This is a genomic window from Oceanobacillus sp. CF4.6 (assembly GCF_051262635.1).
Taxonomy (GTDB): domain Bacteria; phylum Bacillota; class Bacilli; order Bacillales; family Amphibacillaceae; genus Oceanobacillus.
Map to the genome: position 1 here is coordinate 237,444 of NZ_JBIMEX010000001.1, position 21,735 is coordinate 259,178.

Annotated in this window: 21 protein-coding genes; all 21 read right to left on the reverse strand. The window is 37.7% G+C overall.

Annotated features, from left to right (window positions below; all coding sequences use genetic code 11):
• Positions 1-145: 145 nt before the first annotated feature.
• On the reverse strand, positions 146-511 hold the full coding sequence (locus ACHABU_RS01350; RefSeq protein ID WP_435761478.1) for a diacylglycerol kinase family protein: 366 nt from the start codon (positions 509-511) through the stop codon (positions 146-148).
• Positions 501-965 carry an rRNA maturation RNase YbeY gene (ybeY, locus tag ACHABU_RS01355; RefSeq protein WP_435761480.1) on the reverse strand — a complete coding sequence of 155 codons (465 nt, stop codon included), beginning with the start codon at positions 963-965 and terminating at the stop codon, positions 501-503. Before ybeY ends, ACHABU_RS01350 begins: the two co-directional genes overlap by 11 nt.
• The gene (locus ACHABU_RS01360) at positions 966-3,098 is read right to left on the reverse strand and encodes an HD family phosphohydrolase (protein ID WP_435761482.1); all 2,133 of its coding nucleotides are present in this window, start codon (positions 3,096-3,098) and stop codon (positions 966-968) included. It abuts the gene before it with no gap.
• A gap of 84 nt (positions 3,099-3,182) precedes the next feature.
• Positions 3,183-4,142: a PhoH family protein gene (locus ACHABU_RS01365; protein WP_435761484.1), complete on the reverse strand. Its 960-nt coding sequence runs from the start codon at positions 4,140-4,142 to the stop codon at positions 3,183-3,185.
• A 2-nt stretch (positions 4,143-4,144) separates the two neighbouring features.
• The gene (gene yqfD, locus ACHABU_RS01370; protein ID WP_435761486.1) at positions 4,145-5,365 is read right to left on the reverse strand and encodes a sporulation protein YqfD; all 1,221 of its coding nucleotides are present in this window, start codon (positions 5,363-5,365) and stop codon (positions 4,145-4,147) included.
• A 22-nt stretch (positions 5,366-5,387) separates the two neighbouring features.
• Positions 5,388-5,669, reverse strand: coding sequence for a sporulation protein YqfC (yqfC, locus tag ACHABU_RS01375; RefSeq protein ID WP_435761488.1), 282 nt, complete (start codon positions 5,667-5,669; stop codon positions 5,388-5,390).
• A gap of 244 nt (positions 5,670-5,913) precedes the next feature.
• Entirely contained in the window at positions 5,914-6,417 is a 504-nt protein-coding gene (locus ACHABU_RS01380) for a hypothetical protein (RefSeq protein WP_435761490.1), read from the reverse strand.
• A 30-nt stretch (positions 6,418-6,447) separates the two neighbouring features.
• A complete protein-coding gene (floA, locus tag ACHABU_RS01385; protein ID WP_435761492.1) occupies positions 6,448-7,440 on the reverse strand; it encodes a flotillin-like protein FloA in 993 nt (330 codons plus the stop codon).
• Positions 7,441-7,458: 18 nt separating this feature from the next.
• Positions 7,459-8,805, reverse strand: coding sequence for an NfeD family protein (locus ACHABU_RS01390; RefSeq protein WP_435762330.1), 1,347 nt, complete (start codon positions 8,803-8,805; stop codon positions 7,459-7,461).
• A 213-nt stretch (positions 8,806-9,018) separates the two neighbouring features.
• The gene (locus ACHABU_RS01395) at positions 9,019-9,465 is read right to left on the reverse strand and encodes a GatB/YqeY domain-containing protein (RefSeq protein ID WP_435761494.1); all 447 of its coding nucleotides are present in this window, start codon (positions 9,463-9,465) and stop codon (positions 9,019-9,021) included.
• Between the two features lie 15 nt (positions 9,466-9,480).
• The gene (gene rpsU / locus ACHABU_RS01400) at positions 9,481-9,657 is read right to left on the reverse strand and encodes a 30S ribosomal protein S21 (protein ID WP_089062410.1); all 177 of its coding nucleotides are present in this window, start codon (positions 9,655-9,657) and stop codon (positions 9,481-9,483) included.
• A gap of 149 nt (positions 9,658-9,806) precedes the next feature.
• On the reverse strand, positions 9,807-10,478 hold the full coding sequence (deoC, locus tag ACHABU_RS01405; RefSeq protein WP_435761497.1) for a deoxyribose-phosphate aldolase: 672 nt from the start codon (positions 10,476-10,478) through the stop codon (positions 9,807-9,809).
• A gap of 30 nt (positions 10,479-10,508) precedes the next feature.
• A complete protein-coding gene (gene mtaB, locus ACHABU_RS01410; RefSeq protein ID WP_435761499.1) occupies positions 10,509-11,858 on the reverse strand; it encodes a tRNA (N(6)-L-threonylcarbamoyladenosine(37)-C(2))-methylthiotransferase MtaB in 1,350 nt (449 codons plus the stop codon).
• Positions 11,846-12,616, reverse strand: a complete 771-nt coding sequence (locus tag ACHABU_RS01415) for a 16S rRNA (uracil(1498)-N(3))-methyltransferase (protein WP_435761501.1) — start codon at positions 12,614-12,616, stop codon at positions 11,846-11,848. Before ACHABU_RS01415 ends, mtaB begins: the two co-directional genes overlap by 13 nt.
• Before the next feature lie 14 nt (positions 12,617-12,630).
• A complete protein-coding gene (prmA, locus tag ACHABU_RS01420) occupies positions 12,631-13,590 on the reverse strand; it encodes a 50S ribosomal protein L11 methyltransferase (RefSeq protein WP_435761503.1) in 960 nt (319 codons plus the stop codon).
• A 60-nt stretch (positions 13,591-13,650) separates the two neighbouring features.
• A complete protein-coding gene (dnaJ, locus tag ACHABU_RS01425) occupies positions 13,651-14,772 on the reverse strand; it encodes a molecular chaperone DnaJ (protein WP_435761505.1) in 1,122 nt (373 codons plus the stop codon).
• A 148-nt stretch (positions 14,773-14,920) separates the two neighbouring features.
• Positions 14,921-16,753 (reverse strand): molecular chaperone DnaK, encoded by a 1,833-nt coding sequence (gene dnaK / locus ACHABU_RS01430; RefSeq protein WP_435761507.1) that lies wholly within the window; start codon positions 16,751-16,753, stop codon positions 14,921-14,923.
• A gap of 32 nt (positions 16,754-16,785) precedes the next feature.
• On the reverse strand, positions 16,786-17,376 hold the full coding sequence (grpE, locus tag ACHABU_RS01435) for a nucleotide exchange factor GrpE (protein WP_435761509.1): 591 nt from the start codon (positions 17,374-17,376) through the stop codon (positions 16,786-16,788).
• Positions 17,377-17,468: 92 nt separating this feature from the next.
• Positions 17,469-18,500, reverse strand: coding sequence for a heat-inducible transcriptional repressor HrcA (hrcA, locus tag ACHABU_RS01440; RefSeq protein ID WP_435761511.1), 1,032 nt, complete (start codon positions 18,498-18,500; stop codon positions 17,469-17,471).
• A gap of 90 nt (positions 18,501-18,590) precedes the next feature.
• Positions 18,591-19,766: a radical SAM family heme chaperone HemW gene (gene hemW / locus ACHABU_RS01445; RefSeq protein WP_435761513.1), complete on the reverse strand. Its 1,176-nt coding sequence runs from the start codon at positions 19,764-19,766 to the stop codon at positions 18,591-18,593.
• Between the two features lie 84 nt (positions 19,767-19,850).
• Positions 19,851-21,659, reverse strand: a complete 1,809-nt coding sequence (lepA, locus tag ACHABU_RS01450; protein WP_435761515.1) for a translation elongation factor 4 — start codon at positions 21,657-21,659, stop codon at positions 19,851-19,853.
• Between the last annotated feature and the right edge of the window lie 76 nt (positions 21,660-21,735).

Below are 21,735 nucleotides of genomic sequence, written 5' to 3' on the forward strand. Positions count from 1 at the left end.
CATGCTTTCACTAAATCGACAAAACCTTTAAAAAGAATATCTTTTCTTCTAAAGTACCACATAAAACAAAATTAAGACAAAATCAAGGAAATTTTTTAATATTTTCTTTTATTTGTGTATGACAAAAAGCCCTTTATAAAAGGGCTTAAAATATACTATCCATTTTAGGTAAGAAGATAATCAATGCAACGATAAACGCAATGACGGCCGTAATCAGAACGGCCCCTGCCGCAATGTCTTTGATTATTTTAGCAGACGGATGTATTTCCGGCTTCAGATAATCAATCATTTTTTCAATGGCGCTATTCGTTACTTCGGCCATCAGCACCAGACCAATCGTCAGTACGATAATTGCCCATTCGACATTGGAAAGTCGAAAAATAAATCCTGCTATAGTTGTCAATATCGTTGCGACTAAATGGATTCGGAAATTATGCTCGGTTTTAGCGATTTCCTTTATACCATTCCAGGCATAAGGAAATCCAATACTGCTTTTGCGTTTATCTTTCAATTCCAAACTCACCCAGAATTTCTTCTTGTCTTTTGAACATTTTTTCCTCATCTGGCTTATTCATATGATCATAGCCCAATAAATGAAGGAAGCCATGCACAGTAAGAAATGCCAGTTCTCTTTCATACGTATGTTCATATTCAATTGCCTGTTCTTTTGCTTTATCTACAGATATAACAATATCTCCAAGGATCATCGGTATGTCTTCACCGATAATGTCCATTTCTCCATCTACGGATTCCTGCATGGCAAAGGATATAACATCAGTAGGTGTATCTTTTTGTCTATAGTTGCGATTAAGCTCCTGAATTTCCTTGTTAGAAACAAAATTTACAGACATTTCTGCTTCGCTTACGATTCCTTCTTTTTCAGCAGCGAAATTAAGTAATCTTTGTATTAAATCAATGTTATCGGTAGGTACGGAATTCGTATTATCATGAAAATCAATATGCATTCAATTAGCCTCCTTCATTGGATATTGTATTCTTGAGTGAAAAATCCCTTTAAGAGATTCACAAATCGCAGTCTGAATAATATTTATCTCCTTTAATGTTAAAGGACTTTCATCCAATTGTCCATCAGAGACTTTGTCCTTTATAATTGAAGCCACGATTTCTTCAATTTTCTCTTTCGTTGGTTCCTTTAAAGACCGAACAGCAGCTTCTACGGAATCACAAATACAGATAATACCCGCTTCTTTTGTCTGTGGATTCGGTCCCGGATATCTGAAGTCTGACTCCTTCACATTCGCATCATTTTCTTTCTCTTTGTAAAAAAAGAATTGTAATAATGACGTAGCATGATGCTGCTTCGCAATATCGATAATTTCTTTAGGTAATTTATGCTTTTTCAACATTTCTGCTCCATCAAATGGATGGCGGATAATAATCTCCGCACTTTCTTTCGGATCAATAAAATCATGTGGATTTCTTATAGAAACTTGATTTTCGATAAAATAATGCGGCCGAACCGTTTTACCAATATCGTGATAATATGCTCCTACTCTGGCCAACAATCCATTAGCTCCGATTGCTTCACATGCTGTTTCACTTATATTTGCAACCATTACGGAATGATGATATGTTCCTGGAGCTTCCGTCAGAAGCTTTTTCATTAATGGTTGATTTGGATTTGAAAGTTGCAGCAATTTAATATCTGATAAGATACCAAGCACTGTTTCAAAGAAAGGGAGTAACCCAATCGTAAGCACGGTTGCCAAAAATGCTGAAACAAGACCAAAGCTTGAATGAATAAATAGATCGAACCAGGAATACTTTTCAAAAGAGAGAAATAGAAATAGTAATACAGTTAACATATTGACAATGGCAATTCCAATGCCACCTTTTAGAATTGCCAATCGATCTTTCATATTTATTAAGAAAATAATACCCGCCAGTTGTGAAATAAGAAAATAGATCCCCGCCTCCACATTTAATGCGCCAGCAATTTGATTATTAAAGATGACACTTCCCAAGATAGAATACAACGCAGCAAGGACGATTGCCAGTCTCTCGTTAATTAATATTTTAATAAGCAATACGCCCGTTGCAATTGGTGTAACGAAGAAAAGCTGATTGGATTGTGTCGTATATAAGCTGATAATTTTCATTAGCGTAACAACAATAATACTAGTTAGGAATACAGCAATAATTTTCCCGTAATTCCAGTCGTTCTCTTTCATCGTCTGATGCATTTCAAAACCTATTAAACTACAAATTAAGATGATAAGTATTGCAAGCCCTAGTAATGGAAAGATATTTCTCTCTTCATCCATTAAGCCCACGAGTTCAAGCTTTTCATAGATTTCATTCGTGATCGGCTGTCCCTCTCTCACAATAACCTCACCAGCTCGAATCACTACTGGATCAACGCCAGCCGCTGCCTCTTTTCGTGCTTCTGATGTCTTCTCATAGTCAAAGAAAGAGTTCTCTGTGACGGCAAAGTCAATAATCTCTGTCAATGGTTCCTTCATTGATTCACTTAAACTCGAAAATTGAATAATTTGTTTTATATTTGTTTCTGCTGTTTGCAGATTTTCTGTTCGAACGCCATTATTTAGTGTCTCTTTCAAAGATGTTAGAAATAAATCTTCCGCTTCCTCCAGCTCTTCCGGAGAAAACTTCAACAATTGAATAAGTGTGCTATCTCCTACAGAATTAGTGATTTCCTCTGATAAAATGTTTTTTAAATGCGTAACTTTCTCTTGATCCGTTTGCTGTTCAACATCGTCTGAAACCAAATCTGTTTCTGCAGGTTCTTCTTCTGATTTGGTAATAGCATCAAACAATTCTTCTATATAGCTAAGTTGTTCATTGGATACTTCACTGGAAATATCATATCGATCCTGGACAGATTGTACAGTTTCCCGCGTTTTTCGTTCTGTTTCCTTTTCATTTTCGATTGTAATTGGAGAACGAATCGTTGCGCTGGCATTGGTAAAACGGTCGATATCATAGGTTTCTGTATGTACATTGTTGAGTGTTATAAAAAAGAAGAAAACACCTAATAATAAAACTGGTAGCAAAATAAGAATCCATCCATGTTTTTTCTTTATCCATACAATGCTATTTTTTATTCGGTCAATCATTCGCATCACCCCACTGTAATAAACAGAATAAACAGTTATACAGAAATAAGACCCCTCTTACAGGGTCTTACTTTTTAAAGTCTTTTAATTATCCATTTCATATGCTGCAATGATACGTTGAACCAATGGATGTCGTACTACATCTGTTTGATTTAGATGATTAAATGATACTCCCTCAACTTTGTTGAGCAGCTGTTGTGCTACGTTCAATCCCGATTTAACACCTCTGGGAAGATCAACTTGAGTAATATCTCCGGTAATTACCATTTTTGAACCAAACCCGAGTCGTGTTAGAAACATTTTCATTTGTGCTGGTGTGGTATTTTGAGCTTCATCCAAAATGACAAATGCATCATCCAATGTTCTTCCCCGCATATAGGCTAGAGGTGCGATTTCAATCGTTTCTCGTTCAATAAGACGCAATGTATGTTCGACACCGAGAACATCATGTAAGGCATCGTACAATGGGCGTAAATACGGATCCACTTTCTCTTTAAGGTCTCCTGGAAGGAAACCAAGACTCTCCCCTGCTTCTACAGCTGGTCTTGTCAGGATAATTCGTTTCACCATGCCATTTTTCAAAGCATGAACTGCCATGACAACAGCTAGATATGTTTTTCCAGTACCTGCAGGGCCAATTCCAAAGACAAGGTCGTTCGATTTAATTGAACTAATGTAACTTTTTTGACCAAGTGTTTTTACGCGAATGGATTTTCCTTTAACATTTTTCGTTATTTCATCTTCAAAGAGTGCTTCCAACTGTTTAATTTTTCCTTTTTTTGCTAAGTCAACGGCATATACCACGTCTCTTTCAGAAATGGATTGCCCTTTTCGTATAACGTTTAATAACGTAAGAAGTATATCCTGTACAAGTGAAATAGCTTCATCAGTACCAGATACGCTAACTACTTCACCTCTGGTAACTATTGAAACATCCAGTTGTGTTTCAAGCTGTTTTAAATGTTTATCGTTTGTTCCGAATAATGCAAGCGCTTCATTCGTACTAGTTAAATGCAAGTCAATTTCGGTTAGGCTACCTGGCATAATCAATCTCCTTGAACTAATGGTACTTGCTTTACTATATTTTCTTCCACAGAAATATATAGGTTTAATTTAACTTTACCACGCTCTACAGATTCATGCAAAACTTTTTCTGACAATATTTTCGCATCAAGACCCAATTCCTGTTGAAGTTGAATGATTGCTTGTTCAATTCCCACTTCTATTGCTTCTTCTTTTGTTCTCTCCCCTTCAACAATCTCCTTTTCACTCAAAACTGTTTTTATGACGGAGAAAGGCAATTCCCATTTCAAAAAGTTAATTTTATTTTCTGTTACCTCACGATGTATCTCATTAAATGATGGTTCACCAAATCCCCATATTGGTAATTGGAAATCTCCGGTCTTTAGAAAGAATTTACTTTCTTTATCTCCTGTAAGTTGTTGATAATTATATTTAAGTGGAATCGTCAATGAAACCTCATACCAAGTATTTGCTAAAATTTCTCCTTCTGCTGCAATTGGTTCAATCGTTGATTCTTGTTCTTTTTCTTCCGAATCAGTGCTATCTGCAGGCTGCACATCGCCTGACACAAGAATATCTCCAAGTTCCACGTAATCATTTACGCGGACCATTGGTGTTCCTTTTGATACATACATTTTCGTAATAACGCCTTTTTTAGAAGCAACAAGATTTCTTGGTTGCTCGGGGTCTGCCTCTTGTACAATTATTTTTTCTACCCCTTCCAAATAGAAGGTTGTCCCTTTTTGATCCACACCAGCCCATAAAAGCTCAGGAATGTCTTGTATTAGTTTTTGTTGTATTTCGGTAGGGGTATCAAGAGAAAATAGCCATGCTCCCGGATGTACTCCATACGCCGTTAACTGCTTGTCTATTTTTTCTTCAATATCTTTCGGTACACCTTTAATTTTCACTTCCCAAATGATATTCGATAATACGAGAAAAAAGAGAATGCTGATGAGTAAACCAAATACTAATGGTTTCTTTTTCAAAAAACGATTCACTATAAACGGATAACCATTTCTTCGTGTAAATGTAACCTTATATATCGTTTTCCGTCGGATTTGTTTCATTTGTTTTATGTCTGAGAGACTTATGTCCCCCTCACATGATTCTTTATCCCTTTTTTTTACATTCCAGACGGGTACACCTTCACTAGCACATTTCTGAAAAAATAATTCTGGAGCAGTGCCCTTGACTAGAATGGTTACATATCCTGTAAATTTAGATCCTTTGCTAAACTTCATAGCATCCTCCTTTCCAATTGAATCAATCAATTAAAAATTTAACTTCTGCAATCGTACCTTCTAGCATGATTTCTTTAGGTAGCATCATTTTTAGCACGAAAGATGTGCCTATTATTTGGACATAGCCTTTATTTATTTTTAACTTCAATTCATTCTCAGAATAAGTTACCAACCCTTGATGATTCTCTATATAAAAATGAATATGCCCAATAATTGTAATTCTTGGCATCTCGAGAATTACATCAGAAGGAAGAGAGAAATGCTCAATTAATAAGGAACGAAAACGTTGTTGCCATTTGGCCAATGATGATCCCCCCTCACATAGATACTTATGAAGGAAATCGATATATAAGACCTGAATGAACTAATTTTATAAAGGTCTTCGTAATGGGTATTGCCCTTTTAATCATCGTAGCGTAGATATAAATTGCGAAGTAACTTCTATTTTTGGTGGGATGCGCATCTCGTTGTCCGATCTTATAGAAAGCAATCTATAAAAAAAGCCATTCAAGTAAAGGAATTAACCTTTACTTGAATGGCAATTAGGTCTATCTTATTCGATCTTGTAATACAGTCTTGTATGGTTTCTTTGCTCTTGGTGCTCCGAGGACTTCGGACATAATAACTCCGTTAATCAGCCCTTGCGCCCCAAGATTACCTTCAACCTGTTTTCTCATTCTTTCTTTCATTACGGTTGATTCTTTTGTTGGTTCGTTGAGATTACTCCCTTTTGAAGACTGGGCTGTAAGATCTTCGATGGTGTCCGATATAGCACCATACTTACTCGCCAATCTTTCCATTTGCACCTTCTGTTGTTCCTCAATAGATGCGGTTGAGACAGTAGGTTCTTTTGTTCTTTCTTTATAAACATTACGCTCAGCTCTTGGTTGTTCCCTTCTGACAGGTGGAGCATTTGGAATTCTACCAGACTTAGGAGGAACTGGTTTTTTCGTTTCCTTTTTCTTCTCTTCTGTATTATTATTTCTGAAAAAGCCTATAAGCCCTGAAATAATAATAATGACAATAAATAAATTATCAAAAATCCAGTCCATCAGATCCCTCCTCTATCAAAATGACTGTCATTATTTTTGATCGTCTTCTTTGCTGTCTTTACTTAATTTACCAATCGTATCGCGCATATCAGTATCTGCACCAATATTTTGGTAGTTCATATAATCCATTACACCCATTTTACCGGAGCGTAAAGCTTCTGCAAGAGCTAGAGGTACATCTGCCTCAGCTTCAACAACTTTAGCACGCATCTCTTGTACACGAGCAACCATTTCTTGTTCTTGTGCAACTGCCATTGCACGACGTTCTTCTGCTTTTGCCTGTGCAATATTCTTATCTGCTTCTGCTTGGTCCGTTTGCAAAATGGCACCAATGTTTTTACCGATATCAACGTCGGCAATATCAATGGATAATATTTCAAATGCAGTACCTGAGTCTAAACCTTTACTTAATACCGTTTGTGAAATTGAATCCGGATTTTCTAGAACCTTTGCATGCGTTTTGGAACTACCGATTGTACTTACGACACCTTCACCAACACGCGCAATAATCGTTTCTTCACCTGCACCACCGACAAGGCGATCTATATTCGCACGTACAGTGATTCTTGCCAATGCTTTCACTTCAATACCATCCATAGCAATACCTGCGATAAACGGTGTTTCAATAACTTTAGGGTTAACACTCATTTGAACTGCTTCCAATACATCACGGCCAGCTAAATCAATTGCTGCACCCCGTTCAAACGGGAGATCAATATTAGCACGATGAGCAGCAATCAATGCATTGACTACTCTATCCACATTACCACCTGCTAAGTAATGGCTCTCCAATTGATTTGTTTTCACGCTCAACCCAGCTTTATGAGCTTTAATAAGTGGATTAATTACTCTATTTGGTACTACTCGACGTAGTCGCATACCAATGAGTGTGAAAATACTTACTCTTACTCCAGCTGCTAAAGCACTAATCCATAGAGCTACTGGTACAAACGTAAACAATATTGCTAACGCAATTAAGATGACCGCAATGATAATAAGCGGCATAAGGTCTGTTATCGACATTAAAATTCCTCCAATTTATTATTTTTTTATTTCTCTTACAACCACACGAGCTCCTTCTACTTTAACCACTTTAATGATACTGTTTTTCTCAATAAAGCTGCCCTCAGATACAATGTCTATCCGTTCGTTTTCGAATAATCCAATGCCTGAAGGACGTAATGGGGTTACTGTCTCGCCTTCCAGACCAAGAAGTTCTAAACGATTCACAGAGGACACATATCCCAGCTCAGTCTTTGTACTATCTTTAAGAATAATATGGCGGAAAATTCCTTTATCCATACCAATTCTTCTAAAAAGAATGATTGCTGCAACCAACGTAACGAGAAAGGCAATACCAATACTCATAGACATATGTCCTATATCATAACCAGATAAAAATAGGGATCCAATAATTGCTCCTATACCGAGAAATCCCAGTATTCCTCCTGGAACAAATAACTCAGCTACAATTAATATAATACCAAGTAAAAGTAAAACGATCGCTTCCATGCCAGCAAGTCCCGCTACAATATGCCCGTAAAAGAATAATAGTAAGGATACAAGGCCCATGATCCCAGGTACTCCAAATCCAGGTGAGTATAATTCAACGATAAGTCCGAGACTGGCAACCGAGAGGAGAATAGGAATTACAACCGGATTGGTTAAGAACCGAGCTACTTCTTCAGCAATTGTAGATTCTGTTTCAACTATAGAAGCTTCTGATAAGCCTAGTTCAGCTATAAGTTCAACGCGATCATTAACTATCCCATCTGCATATCCGATTTCCAATGCATCAGAAGGCCCTATCGTTAAAAATTTACCCTCTGGTGCATCATATTCGGGAAGATCGATGCTACTGTCTGCCATGGCTGCAGCATATAACGGATCCCTACCTGTTGATTCAGCTGCGCTACGCATCTGCTCCAGCCACGCTGATTGAGCCTTTTCATCTGCGGCAGTACCATCGGAATTAATAACACCACTGGCTCCCATTGTTGCATGAGGGTTAAAGAAGATCGTATCGGAAAATAACGCGATATAAGATCCTGCAGATAGGGCTTCATTTACAATATAAGCTGTGGTTGGTATTTCCAGACTCTGTATCAGACCCCCTATTTGTCCAGCCGAATCAACTCTTCCACCAGGTGTATCGATCTCAAAAATGATGTGATCGGCACCAGCTTCAAGCGCTTCTGTTGTAGTTCGGGATAAAAACGCTTCCAATCCTCGTTCTACTTCTCGTTCTATTGGTATGATATAAACGGTATTTCCAGCACCTTCTCCCGATGCAGTACGCGTACCAAAAGTATCAGAGAACGTAAGAAATGTAAGGAAAATGACTGCAATCATCATTATGTATGTTGTACCCCGTTTACCCGACAAAATTATTCACCTCCCTCAGCTCCGTTACATACTTATACGAAAGAGATATGTAATTGGTTTCATAATTTTTAAAAGGACCCATGTCGTTATAATTCGATAGTATCATAATTACAACAAGAGTGGAACTGAGACCGCCGTTTCATATGAAATATTCAATTTTGATGGTGAAGATAATAAAGGACTCCTGCCGAGGTTGACTGGAGTCCTTTACTTCACTTATTGTAATTTCTGCTGTACTGCTTTTTTTATTTGAGAGCCATCTGCTTTGCCTTTTACTTTAGGCATTACAGCACCCATCACTTTACCCATATCTTTCATAGATGTAGCATTAACTTCCTGAATTGTTGTTACAATGATAGCTGATAGTTCGTCTTCAGATAACTGCTCCGGTAAATACTTTTGTAATATAACCAATTCGTTGTCAAGTTTCTCAACTAAGTCTTCACGTCCAGCAGCTTTAAATTCCTGGAGGGAATCTTTTCTCTGTTTAACTTCTCTGGATAGAATAGTTAATTCTTCGTCATCAGATAGAGTATCTTTACCAAGCTTAATCAATTCATTTTGTATGGAAGCTTTCACCATGCGAATAACGCTCAGGGCTTCTTTATCTTTGTTCTTCATCGCTTGTTTCATATCTTGATTTAGACGATCAAGTAAAGTCATACGCTTGCACCCTCTTTAGAATTTACGCTTTCTAGCAGCTTCAGATTTCTTCTTACGTTTAACACTAGGTTTTTCATAGTGTTCACGCTTGCGATATTCCTGTAGTGTGCCACTTTTTGACACACTGCGTTTAAAGCGACGAAGAGCATCCTCAATGGACTCGTTTTTACGAACGCGAGTTGTATTTGACATGCTAATTTCCCTCCCTCCGAAGCATAAAACAAATTTATACAGGCAAGTATTACCTTCTCATGCCTTGTTAAAGTATAATATATTCCTACATTCAGGTCAACGATTTTTTCATATTTATTGAATCTAATTTATTCTACTGTCAGAAGTGCTTAATAATCGGAGCTGCCTATATTGCCATTTACGATATCGATTCCTGCACTTGCACCGATTCTGGTTGCGCCTGCTTCAATCATAGCTTTTGTTGCTTCCAAATCTCTAACCCCTCCAGAAGCTTTTACACCGATATCTGGACCTACTATTTCACGCATTAACTTCACATCTTCCACAGTCGCACCGCCACCGGAAAATCCAGTCGACGTTTTTACAAAATCAGCACCTGCTTCTTTTGCCAGTTTGCAAGCCCGAATCTTTTCATCCTTATTTAGTAAAGATGTTTCGATTATTACTTTCGTCAAAGCTTTCCCTTTTGCTGCATCTACTACAGCTTGAATATCAGCTTGAACACGTTTATCATTTCCGGATTTAAGTTCACCAACATTAATTACCATGTCTACCTCTGTAGCACCGTCTTCGATAGCCTGTTTCGTTTCAAATACTTTCGTTGGAGTTGAAGTTGCACCTAAGGGAAAACCGATCACCGTACATACTTTTACAGATGTATCTTTCAAGTGCTCAAAGCAATAAGAAACCCAGTGCGGATTTACACAGACAGATGCAAAACGATATTCTTTTGCTTCATTCACAATTTGTGCAATTTTTTCTTTCGTTGTATCCGGTTTTAATTGGGTATGATCAATATACTTCGCCAATTCCTTACTCATAAAAATCTTCCTCTCTATTCAGAGCTAAAATTAATAAACTTTTTCACCAGAATGGGTTGCCTTATCCATAATCCGTACAAAAGTACCACTATTATATGGATATCCAGATTTGGTGATCTTTACACGTACAATTTTACCAATCATGTCTGGTGTTCCTTCAAATTGTACTTTCATATAATTATCCGTGTACCCGACGAGTAACTCAGGATGGCTCTCATCAACAATCCGTTCTTCCGGTATAACTTCGAGTACTTCATTTTCATATTGTGAAGCATATTCCTTCGCTAATTGGTCTGACAATGCAATTAAGCGGTGTACACGCTCATCCTTTATTTCATCTGCTACTTGATTTTCCATTCTGGCTGCGGGGGTTCCGGTTCTGCGGGAGAATGGAAAAACATGCAATTCGGAGTAACCAATTTTTTTTATAAAGTTGTATGTTTCCATGAACTCTTCCTCAGATTCACCAGGAAACCCTACTATAACATCCGAAGTAATTGCAAGACCGGGCAATGCTTGTCTAATCTTATTCACTTTTTCTTTATAAAAGCTTGTAGAGTATTTCCTTCGCATCCGTGCTAACACAGTGTCAGATCCGGCTTGCAGTGGGATATGCAAATGTCTTACGATTTTTTCCGACTGATCAAGAACATCAATAACCTCATCTGTAATCTGACTTGCTTCAATGGATGAAATTCGAATTCGCTCCAACCCTTCTACCTTTTCAAGTTCCCGTAAAAGCATTGCAAAATTAAAATCCTTTAGATCTTCTCCATAACCAGCAGTATGGATTCCGGTAAGAACGAGTTCTTTATATCCAGCCTCCACTAATTTTTGTGCTTGTTTAATTACATTCTCAGGGTCTCTGGAACGAAGCAAGCCACGTGACCAAGGTATAATACAGAATGTGCAGAAATTATTACAACCTTCCTGTATTTTCAACGAGGCACGTGTACGATCCGTGAAGACCGGTACATCCATTTCTTCAAAAATTCGATTTTTCATGATATTGGAAACGCCATTGATTGGTTCTTTTGTCTTTTGATGTTCTTCGATGTAGGTGAAAATATTTTTACGATCCTGTGTTCCTACGACGACATCGACACCCGGAATTTCCATGATTTCTCCTGGGGAAGTTTGTGCATAACAACCGGTAACGCATATGACGGCATCCGGATTTTTTCGGATTGCTCTTCGGATTACTTGTCTGCTTTTTTTATCACCCGAATTAGTCACGGTACATGTATTTATAACATACACATCTGAATGATGGTCAAATTTTACACGCTCATAACCTTCATCCATGAACATACGCCAAATACCTTCTGTCTCATAATGATTAACTTTACAGCCTAATGTATGAAATGCTACTGATGGCATTCATTACACCTCATTTCTTCAAAATGATAGGAAACACTTGCTAACACATATAATGCAGCAGTCTCTGTTCTCAAAATCCTTGGACCAAGGCGGACAGGGGAAAATTCATTCTCCTTAAGAAATTCGGATTCTTTTAGTGAGAATCCCCCCTCTGGCCCAATGCATACCAAAAGACTCTGATTGGGAAAAAGCTTATTTATTAGATTACCAAATGACTGGTGATTGACGACTTTTGCTTCTTCTTCATATGCAAAAACTTTAACATCATAGTTTTTACTTTTATCGATTAAGTCTTTCAACGACATCGATTTCTCTATAACCGGTACTTTGTTTCTGTGACTTTGCTCGCTGGCCTCTTTGACAATTTTCTCAAAACGTTTCATTTTTTTTGCGATTTTTTTATCATCCCACACAGCAACAGACCTTGCAGCCTGAAAAGGTATAAAAGAAGCTGCTCCTAATTCCGTACCTTTTTGCAATATAAGTTCAAATTTATCACCTTTTGGAATTCCTTGAGCGATGGTAACATGTATTGGAAGTTCTACTGTCTCATCTAGCCATTCTTCCACAACAGCACGTACGTTATTTTCAGCAATCTGTGAAATGCGACATAAAGCCGCTTGTCCTTGGTCATTATTGCAAATGATTTGGTCACCAATTGTATTCCTCATTACACGGATAATGTGATGAACATCCTCACCTGTAATAGTCACTTCATTATCGGTAAAATCAGAAGAAGAAATAAAATATCTCTGCAACACATGCACCCACTTTATTTATTAACTTGCGTTGATTCATTTTTTTTGGCAACAATGGATATCCAGTCTTCCATTTCATTTACAGCGACTATTTCAAAGCCCTGCTCTAGCAACTTGTCTTTTACGAGCTGCTTTTTATTTTGAATAATTCCAGAGGTGATAAATAATCCACCATCAACCAGATTATTCCATGCATCATCAACAAATCGTACAATAATTTCAGCCAGAATATTGGATACTATTACATCTGCCTTCATGTTTATATTGTTAAGCAGATTGTTTTGTTTAACAACAATTTGTTGATCTAGTTGATTTACTTTTGCATTTAACTTTGTACTGTCTACAGCTATTTCATCCAGGTCATAAGCGTAAACTTTCTTCGCACCAAGCTTAGATGCAGCTATACTAAGCACTCCAGATCCACAACCGACATCAATAACAACATCCTCTTTTGTTAAATACGCTTCAAGTGCCTGTATACTAAGTACTGTAGTAGGGTGTGTACCCGTACCGAAAGCCATCCCAGGATCCAGTTCGATAATGATTTCATCCGTGGATACAGGTGAGTACTCCTCCCATGTCGGAGTAATTGTTATCTTCTTTGATATTTTTACAGGCTTGTAATACTTTTTCCATGCCGTTGCCCATTCTTCTTCATTAATTTCACTTAATGATACTTGATTTGTTCCCAAATCGATATCATATATCAATAAATTAGTTATTGCCTGTTTGATTTCCTCAACCGTCTCACTTAAAAAGCTGTTTATCGGTAAATATGCTTTAATCCGAACCCCTTCTTCCGGATATTCATTCGGGTCTAAATCATAGATTTCACCAAAAACGTTTTCCCGAACTTTAACCAAGTCTAGCGGATCTTCAATGACAAGACCACTTGCCCCAGTTTCATGCAAAATATTAGAAATCGGTTCAATTGCTTCATTGGTGGTATGAATACTAATTTCTGACCATTTCATTACGAATCACCCATTCCATTGGTAACTTATTATGTAGAGGATATTGCATACACAATATCCTTATTCCCCTTTGAATGCTTTCTTGAACTTCTGGAAGATATTTCCATCTTGCTCATCAGTGGAATCATTTCCGCCAATTTCATTAAATTCTCGCAAGAGATCTTTTTGTCGATCCGTTAACTGTGTTGGTGTCATTATTTTCACTTTAATATGCTGATCACCCTGGCCACGACCACGAACATTCGGCACGCCTTTTCCTCTTATACGGAATGTTTTACCTGTCTGTGTCCCAGCAGGAATTTTAAGTTTTACCTTCCCATGAACGGTAGGAACTTCAACTTCATCTCCAAGAGCAGCTTGTGAAATCGTTAGTGGTAACTCGCAGAAAATATGATCCCCTTCACGAACAAAGAAATCATGCTGGCGAATTTGAATGAGAACAAACAAATCTCCAGAGGGGCCGCCATTTCTACCAGGTTCCCCTTTTGCAGAAACTCTAATTTGTTGCCCTTCGTCTATACCAGCTGGAATATTAATATGGATTTGTTTATTCCTTTTAACTTTTCCTGCACCACCACATGTATTACATTTCTCAGGGATAATTTTACCTGAACCATTACAATGATGACAGACTCTGCGGTTTACAACACGGCCAAATGGTGTGTTTTGCTCCTGGTTTAGCTGTCCAGAACCACTACAATGGGAACATGTTTCCACACTTGTTCCGGGTTTTGCACCAGACCCACTACATGTATCACACGATTCTTCTCTCGGGATATTAATATCGGTTTCTTTACCAAATATTGCTTCCTCGAAATCAAGAACCATCGTGTATTGTAAATCCGCCCCTTGCTGTGGTGCATTCGGATCTCTTGAGCGACCGCCGCCACCGAAAAACATATCGAATATATCGCCGAAACCACCACCGAAGTCTTGTGCACCTCCACCGAAACCTTGACCACCGGCTCCAGCATGGCCAAATTGATCATATTGTGCACGTTTTTGCTCATCACTTAATACTTCATATGCTTCTTTTGCTTCCTTAAATTTATCTTCTGCATCCGCTTCTTTATTTACATCCGGATGATATTTTCTCGCTAATTTCCTATATGACTTTTTTATTTCTTCTTTCGATGCACCTTTATCCACACCAAGGACATCATAATAATCTTGTTTACTCACTTCCATCACTCTCCCGACACGCTATAGCATAGGTTTTATCATATCATCAATTATTCATCAATAGCAACTATGATAGTTACCTTAAAAAAGTCAAAGCCAAGAGAATCCTGACTTTGACTTTTAGGGTATAGCATTTATTTTATTTCAATTATTTCTTATCTTTGTCGTCATCTACTTCAGAGTAGTCTGCATCCACGACGTCTTCAGCGCTACCGTTTTCTTCCTGACCTTCGCCAGCTTCTGCATCTTGTTGCATTTGCTCATACAATTTAACAGACAGTTGCTGTACTTGTTCCTGCAAAGCATCTTTCTTTTCCTTCATTTGTTCTAGATCATTGGCTTCCAAAGCAGCCTTTAGTTCTTCTTTTCCAGCTTCCGCTTTTTGTTTATCCTCTTCGGAAACTTTATCCCCAAGATCTTTAAGTGTTTTATCAGTTGTGAAGATTAGTTGGTCTGCTTCATTGCGTAATTCAACTTCTTCACGGCGTTTTTTGTCATCATCAGCATTTTCTTCGGCATCTTGAACCATTTTTTCTACTTCTTCATCAGATAGTCCTGAAGAAGATTTGATCGTGATGGATTGTTCTTTGTTTGTTCCAAGGTCTTTAGCACGTACGTTTACAATACCGTTAGCATCAATATCAAATGATACTTCAATTTGTGGAACGCCTCTTGGTGCTGGTGGAATATCAGTCAATTGGAAACGGCCAAGCGTTTTATTATCTGAAGCCATTTCACGTTCACCTTGCAACACATGGATATCAACAGCTGTTTGATTATCTGCTGCAGTTGAGAATACTTGTGAATGACTAGTTGGGATTGTTGTGTTACGTTCTATTAGTTTTGTAGATACAGAACCCATTGTTTCAATCCCTAGAGAAAGTGGAGTAACATCGAGTAATACAACGTCTTTTACATCCCCTTGTAATACGCCACCTTGAATTGCAGCACCTAGTGCTACTACTTCATCTGGGTTAACACCTTTGGATGGTTCCTGACCAAGTTCTTTTTTTATAGCTTCTTGAACTGCAGGGATACGCGTTGATCCACCAACAAGGATTACTTTGTTAATATCGCTTTTGGATAATCCAGCATCCTTTAAAGCTTTACGGGTTGGAACCATGGTACGTTCCACCAAATCAGAAGATAATTCATCAAATTTAGCACGGGTCATATTTATTTCCAAATGCAATGGTCCCGCTTCTCCAGCAGTGATAAACGGAAGAGAAATTTGTGTTTGGGAAACACCTGAAAGATCTTTTTTCGCTTTTTCGGCTGCATCTTTCAAACGTTGTGTTGCCATTTTGTCTTTGGAAAGATCAATTCCATTTTCTTTCTTAAACTCCTGAACCATATGATTAATGATTACTTCATCAAAGTCATCGCCACCAAGACGGTTATCACCAGATGTAGATACAACTTCAAACGTACCATCACCAATATCAAGAATCGATACATCGAAAGTACCGCCACCAAGATCATATACAAGAATTGTTTGATCTTGATCGTCTTTTTCAATACCATACGACAATGCTGCTGCAGTAGGTTCATTAATGATACGTTCTACTTCAAGTCCAGCAATTTTCCCAGCATCTTTTGTTGCCTGACGTTCTGCATCATTAAAATAAGCAGGTACAGTGATGACAGCTTTTTCAACCTTTTCACCAATATAATCTTCTGCATACGATTTGATATATTGAAGAATAATTGCAGAAATTTCCTGTGGTGTAAATTCCTTATCATCAATTTTAACTTTGTAATCTGTTCCCATATGACGTTTTATAGATTGAATCGTGTTAGGGTTTGTGATTGCCTGGCGCTTTCCTACTTCCCCAACTTGTCTTTCTCCATTTTTAAATGCAACAACTGATGGAGTTGTACGATTGCCTTCCGGATTAGGGATAACTACCGCTTCCCCACCTTCCATTACTGCCACACATGAGTTTGTTGTTCCTAAGTCAATACCAATAATTTTGCTCATAATTCAATTTCCTCCTTCAACTTCTGTTCCAATTATTTATTTACTTTTACCATGGCCGGACGAACCACTCTATCCTTAAGCATATATCCTCTTTGTAGTTCTTCTACCACCGTATTCGATTCCTTTTCATTGTCTTCAATTTGCATTACAGCATGGTGCAAGTTAGGATCGAATGATTTCCCAACGGTTTCTACAACCTCAACCCCCTGAGATTTTAATGCATCCTGGAGTTGGCGGTATACCATTGTAATACCTTCAAGTAGGCTTGAGTTAGCTTCTGTTACCTCTACCTGTAATGCTCTATCAAAATTATCGATAGCAGGTAGTAGGTCATTGATCAATTCCTGTGATTTATATTTACGGTCTGCTTCTTTCTCTTTTTGCGACCGTTTTTTAAAATTATCAAACTCAGCCTGAAGTCTAATTAATCGATTATAAACTTCATCTTTTTCCTCTTTTAATGCTTGGATTTCTGTATTCAACTCAAGTGTCTCGCTTTGTCCAGTATCTTCTGTTTCGTTTTCAGTTGAATCAATCACTTCTACTACTTCTTCTTCTTCTGTATGAAGATTCTCTTCAACAATTGGATCTTTCTCTTGTTCTTCCACTAGGTGCACCTCCATTATAAAAATTCCATGTAAAACCATATCATGAAAAGGTTTTTAAAGATACTACAATGCTTGACTGTTACGTAATACGTAGACATCCGCACCTCTTAGTCGTTATTTCTGTACCACATATACAGTGCATCCGTCATTTCAGTAGATAAACCTTTTATTAATGAAATAACCTTTTTGTATTCCATTCTAGTAGGACCAAGCAAGGCGATTGTTCCCATGTGGCCTCCCCCTAGATGATATGAAGCGGTAATCAAACTTAAATCTTTGATGGCGTCCACTTCATTTTCATTACCAATTGTAACCTCAATACCATTTTTGCTGTTTTTCAGCATACTGGCTATTTCGTCTTCTTTTTCCATCATTGAAAAGAAGGAACGGATTTTATCAACATCGTTAAATTCAGGCTGTAATAATATATTGGATTTTCCTCCAATGTATAATTTTACTGGATTATCATTTCCAAAAAATGCCTTTAAGTAGTCAAAGGATTTATCAAAGTCATCGATATACATTTTCATAAGATGAGCAATTTCTGTATTCAATACATCCTGCAGTTTAATAATTGGTACTCCATTAAGCCTATCGTTCATTATATTAACCATTTTTTCCAAATCAGAAGTATTAATTTTTTCCGGAATGGTAAAGGAACGATGTTCTACATGTCCTGTATTGGTCACCAGAATGGCTACCGCTGTATGATTGGAGAGCGGGAGAATCTGGATTTGCTTCAATGTTGTTTCAAACATCTCAGGGCCCAGAATAATCGATGTATAATTAGTTAGCTCTGATAATACTTCGGCAGACATTTGCACGATTTGTTCAAATTCAAAAAAGCCATCTTGAACAATATCTTTGATCATACTTACTTCGTTCTGGTTTGTACTCGGTCCAATTAAATGGTCAACATAATAACGATAGCCTTTTTCGGATGGGACTCTCCCAGAAGAAGTATGGGTTTTTTCCAGGAAACCCAATTCCTCCAAGTCTGCCATTTCGTTTCTTATTGTGGCAGCACTATACGGGAGGCTTTCTTTTTTGGACAGTGCCTGTGAACCGATTGGATGTGCAGAATCAACGAAATCATCAATTATGACTTGTAAAATTATAAGTTGCCTTTCTGTTAACATGATGATCACTCCTGTTAGCACTCTAGCTAATTGAGTGCTAATACTATAATTAAATTATCAAATCCATATTTCTTTGTCAAACAGAATGTCTCAAAGCTTAGTTGTTTTCACCAGTTGTTTATAGTTTTTGTCCAGTAGAAACTTTTCAAACACTCTATTTCCGAGAAGTAATCCCCGGTCTGTTAGCTTAATTGTAGTTTCATTCTCCTGGAGCAGACCGGTATGAATCAATTCATCAATCTCTTTCTCATATAACTCTTTTACTTTAAAACCAAACCTGTTTTGGAAATGAACTTTGTCAATTCCTTTAATTTTTCGGAGACCAAGAAACATTTCCTCTTCTATTCTTTCCTTCATGGAGATGTCATCTACCTTCAGTACTGGTCGTCCGTTTTCGAGCGCCTGTTTTACATAAGCTGGAAGTGGGCGAATATTTGTCATTCGCTCCCCCGGTAAATAACCATGAGCACCCGCACCAAATCCATAGTAATAATTATTGCTCCAATAGGTTAGATTATGCTTACTCTCAAAACCAGGCACAGCAAAATTACTAATTTCATATTGTTTAATACCCTTTGATTTCATCGTGGATTGCAGTATTTCGTACATAGTCACTTCGTCTTCTTCTGCAGGCCTATGGAGCTGTCCTTTTTTATGCTTCTGATAAAAAACGGTTTTCGGTTCAATTTGTAAAGCATAGGTGGAGTAATGGGGCAGTCCGAATGATAATGCGTCCTGCAATGACGTTCTGAATTGCTCCACAGACTGATGTGGCAGGGCATAAATCAAATCTAGACTTATATTGGAAAAATGATGTTTTTTTAAAAGATGCACCGTATCATAAACATCTTTTACCCGATGAACTCTACCTAGTTTCTCTAGCATCACATCATCCATAACCTGTACACCGAATGATATGCGGTTGATTCCATAGTGTTTTAATAGACGTGTTTTTTCTTCATCGATGTCTCCTGGATTGACTTCTATGGAAAATTCATCACAGCCTATAATATCAAATTTTTTATTCAGGAAACGAAGCAATGTTTTTAGCTGTTCCATATTTAAAGCTGTAGGTGTACCCCCGCCTATGTAAATAGTTTTCATTTTATGATTTGTACCTGGTAACGATACATTTATCTCTTGAATAAGTGCCTTTAAATACGCAGTTGCTGACTGCTCATTATAGAAGAATTTCACAAAATCACAGTAATGACAAATCTGTCTGCAAAAAGGTATGTGAATATATACCGATCGTATATCGTTCATCCATTTTCAACTCCAATGTAAAATACAAAAAGGAAAAACTATCCAGCAAAGTAGATGCATTCAAGTTCTTCCTTTTCCTCAAGATTAATCGTCACTCATTTCCAATACGGCCATAAACGCTTCCTGTGGCACTTCCACAGATCCAACCATCTTCATCCGTTTCTTACCTTCTTTTTGTTTTTCCAGTAATTTACGTTTTCGTGTAATGTCACCACCATATAGTTTAGCTGTAACATCTTTCCGCACTGCTTTAATGGTGGACCGGGCAACAATCTTATTCCCGATTGCAGCTTGAATTGGCACTTCAAATTGTTGTCTTGGAATAAGCTTCTTCAATTTATCGACAATCTGTTTTCCTCGATTAAAGGCAAAATCTGTATGAACAATAAATGATAATGCATCGATTGTTTCCGTATTTAAAAGAATATCCATTTTAACCAGTTTGGATGGCTGGTATCCGATTAGTTCATAATCAAATGAAGCATACCCTTTTGTCTGTGATTTCAATTGATCAAAGAAATCATAAACGATCTCAGACAATGGTATATGATAAATAACGTTTACGCGAATATCATCAAGATATTGCATATCCACGAAGTGACCGCGTTTCTTTTGAGAGATTTCCATTACTGCACCAACATAATCATTTGGTACCATAATAGTAGCTTCTACAAAAGGTTCACGGATTTCCTGCACAACTTGCGGATCAGGCATTTTGGATGGATTATCTACATTTATTACTTCACCGTTTGTTTGTTCCACTTCAAAGATTACGCTTGGTGCAGTAGTGATTAAGCCAATGTTGAATTCACGCTCAACTCTTTCCTGAATAATCTCCATATGCAATAATCCTAGAAAACCACATCGGAAACCAAATCCCAATGCCTGGGAAGTTTCTGGCTCGTATTGAAGCGAAGAATCGTTTAATTCAAGTCGTTCTAATGCTTCCCGTAAGTCATTATAGTCATCGGCATCTATCGGATATAATCCACAGAACACCATGGGGTTTAATTTACGATACCCTGGCAGTGCTTCATTTGCCTGTCTATTTGCAAGTGTTACCGTATCGCCAACACGAGAATCACCAACATCTTTCATCGATGCGGTAAGATAGCCTACGTCCCCGACGGTCAATTCCCCTTTTGACAATGGTTTCGGTGTGAATACCCCGACATCATTAACTTCAAATTCTTTTCCGGTAGCCATCATTTTTATCTTATCTCCGACCTTTACGGAGCCTTCCTTCACACAAACATATGCAATTACACCACGATAGGTATCATATAAAGAATCGAATATAAGAGCTTTTAACGGGGCTTCCGGATCGCCAGCTGGTTCTGGTACGACCTGTGTGATTCTCTCCAAGATTTCTTCTATTCCAATATTCGCTTTGGCTGAAGCTAAGATAGCATCTTCTCCATCGATTCCGAGAACTTCTTCCAGCTCTTTTTTCACTCGCTCCGGATCAGCACTAGGTAAATCGATTTTATTAATAACCGGTATGATTTCCAACTCGTTTTCCATGGCTAAATATACATTCGCCAAAGTCTGTGCTTCAATTCCCTGCGCTGCATCCACTACTAATATTGCACCCTCACATGCGGCAAGACTTCTGGAAACTTCATATGTAAAATCTACATGTCCGGGAGTATCAATTAAATGAAAGATAAACTCTTCGCCACTATTACTTGTGTATGCCAATTGAACAGCATTCAGTTTAATTGTAATTCCGCGTTCCCGTTCAAGATCCATTCCATCAAGAAGCTGTTCCTTCATTTCTCTTTTTGTAACTGTTTGTGTATTTTCTAAAATTCGATCAGCTAATGTTGATTTTCCGTGATCAATATGCGCTATAATCGAAAAATTACGTACTTTACGTTGTTTTTTCACCATTGCTGCTGTTCACTCCCACAGTCTCTCATCTATACAATCAGATAAAAGGTTCAAAATTTAAGGCGTCAATTACTAG

What these genes read in the sequence shown, in the direction of transcription:
- ybeY (WP_435761480.1), bottom strand. Translation starts at nt 965, where the DNA reads ATGCATATTGATTTTCATGATAATACGAATTCCGTACCTACCGATAAC.
- ACHABU_RS01360 (WP_435761482.1), bottom strand. Translation starts at nt 3,098, where the DNA reads ATGATTGACCGAATAAAAAATAGCATTGTATGGATAAAGAAAAAACAT.
- ACHABU_RS01365 (WP_435761484.1), bottom strand. Translation starts at nt 4,142, where the DNA reads ATGCCAGGTAGCCTAACCGAAATTGACTTGCATTTAACTAGTACGAAT.
- yqfD (WP_435761486.1), bottom strand. Translation starts at nt 5,365, where the DNA reads ATGAAGTTTAGCAAAGGATCTAAATTTACAGGATATGTAACCATTCTA.
- ACHABU_RS01380 (WP_435761490.1), bottom strand. Translation starts at nt 6,417, where the DNA reads ATGGACTGGATTTTTGATAATTTATTTATTGTCATTATTATTATTTCA.
- floA (WP_435761492.1), bottom strand. Translation starts at nt 7,440, where the DNA reads ATGTCGATAACAGACCTTATGCCGCTTATTATCATTGCGGTCATCTTA.
- ACHABU_RS01395 (WP_435761494.1), bottom strand. Translation starts at nt 9,465, where the DNA reads ATGACTTTACTTGATCGTCTAAATCAAGATATGAAACAAGCGATGAAG.
- rpsU (WP_089062410.1), bottom strand. Translation starts at nt 9,657, where the DNA reads ATGTCAAATACAACTCGCGTTCGTAAAAACGAGTCCATTGAGGATGCT.
- deoC (WP_435761497.1), bottom strand. Translation starts at nt 10,478, where the DNA reads ATGAGTAAGGAATTGGCGAAGTATATTGATCATACCCAATTAAAACCG.
- mtaB (WP_435761499.1), bottom strand. Translation starts at nt 11,858, where the DNA reads ATGCCATCAGTAGCATTTCATACATTAGGCTGTAAAGTTAATCATTAT.
- prmA (WP_435761503.1), bottom strand. Translation starts at nt 13,590, where the DNA reads ATGAAATGGTCAGAAATTAGTATTCATACCACCAATGAAGCAATTGAA.
- dnaK (WP_435761507.1), bottom strand. Translation starts at nt 16,753, where the DNA reads ATGAGCAAAATTATTGGTATTGACTTAGGAACAACAAACTCATGTGTG.
- grpE (WP_435761509.1), bottom strand. Translation starts at nt 17,376, where the DNA reads ATGGAGGTGCACCTAGTGGAAGAACAAGAGAAAGATCCAATTGTTGAA.
- hrcA (WP_435761511.1), bottom strand. Translation starts at nt 18,500, where the DNA reads ATGTTAACAGAAAGGCAACTTATAATTTTACAAGTCATAATTGATGAT.
- hemW (WP_435761513.1), bottom strand. Translation starts at nt 19,766, where the DNA reads ATGAACGATATACGATCGGTATATATTCACATACCTTTTTGCAGACAG.
- lepA (WP_435761515.1), bottom strand. Translation starts at nt 21,659, where the DNA reads ATGGTGAAAAAACAACGTAAAGTACGTAATTTTTCGATTATAGCGCAT.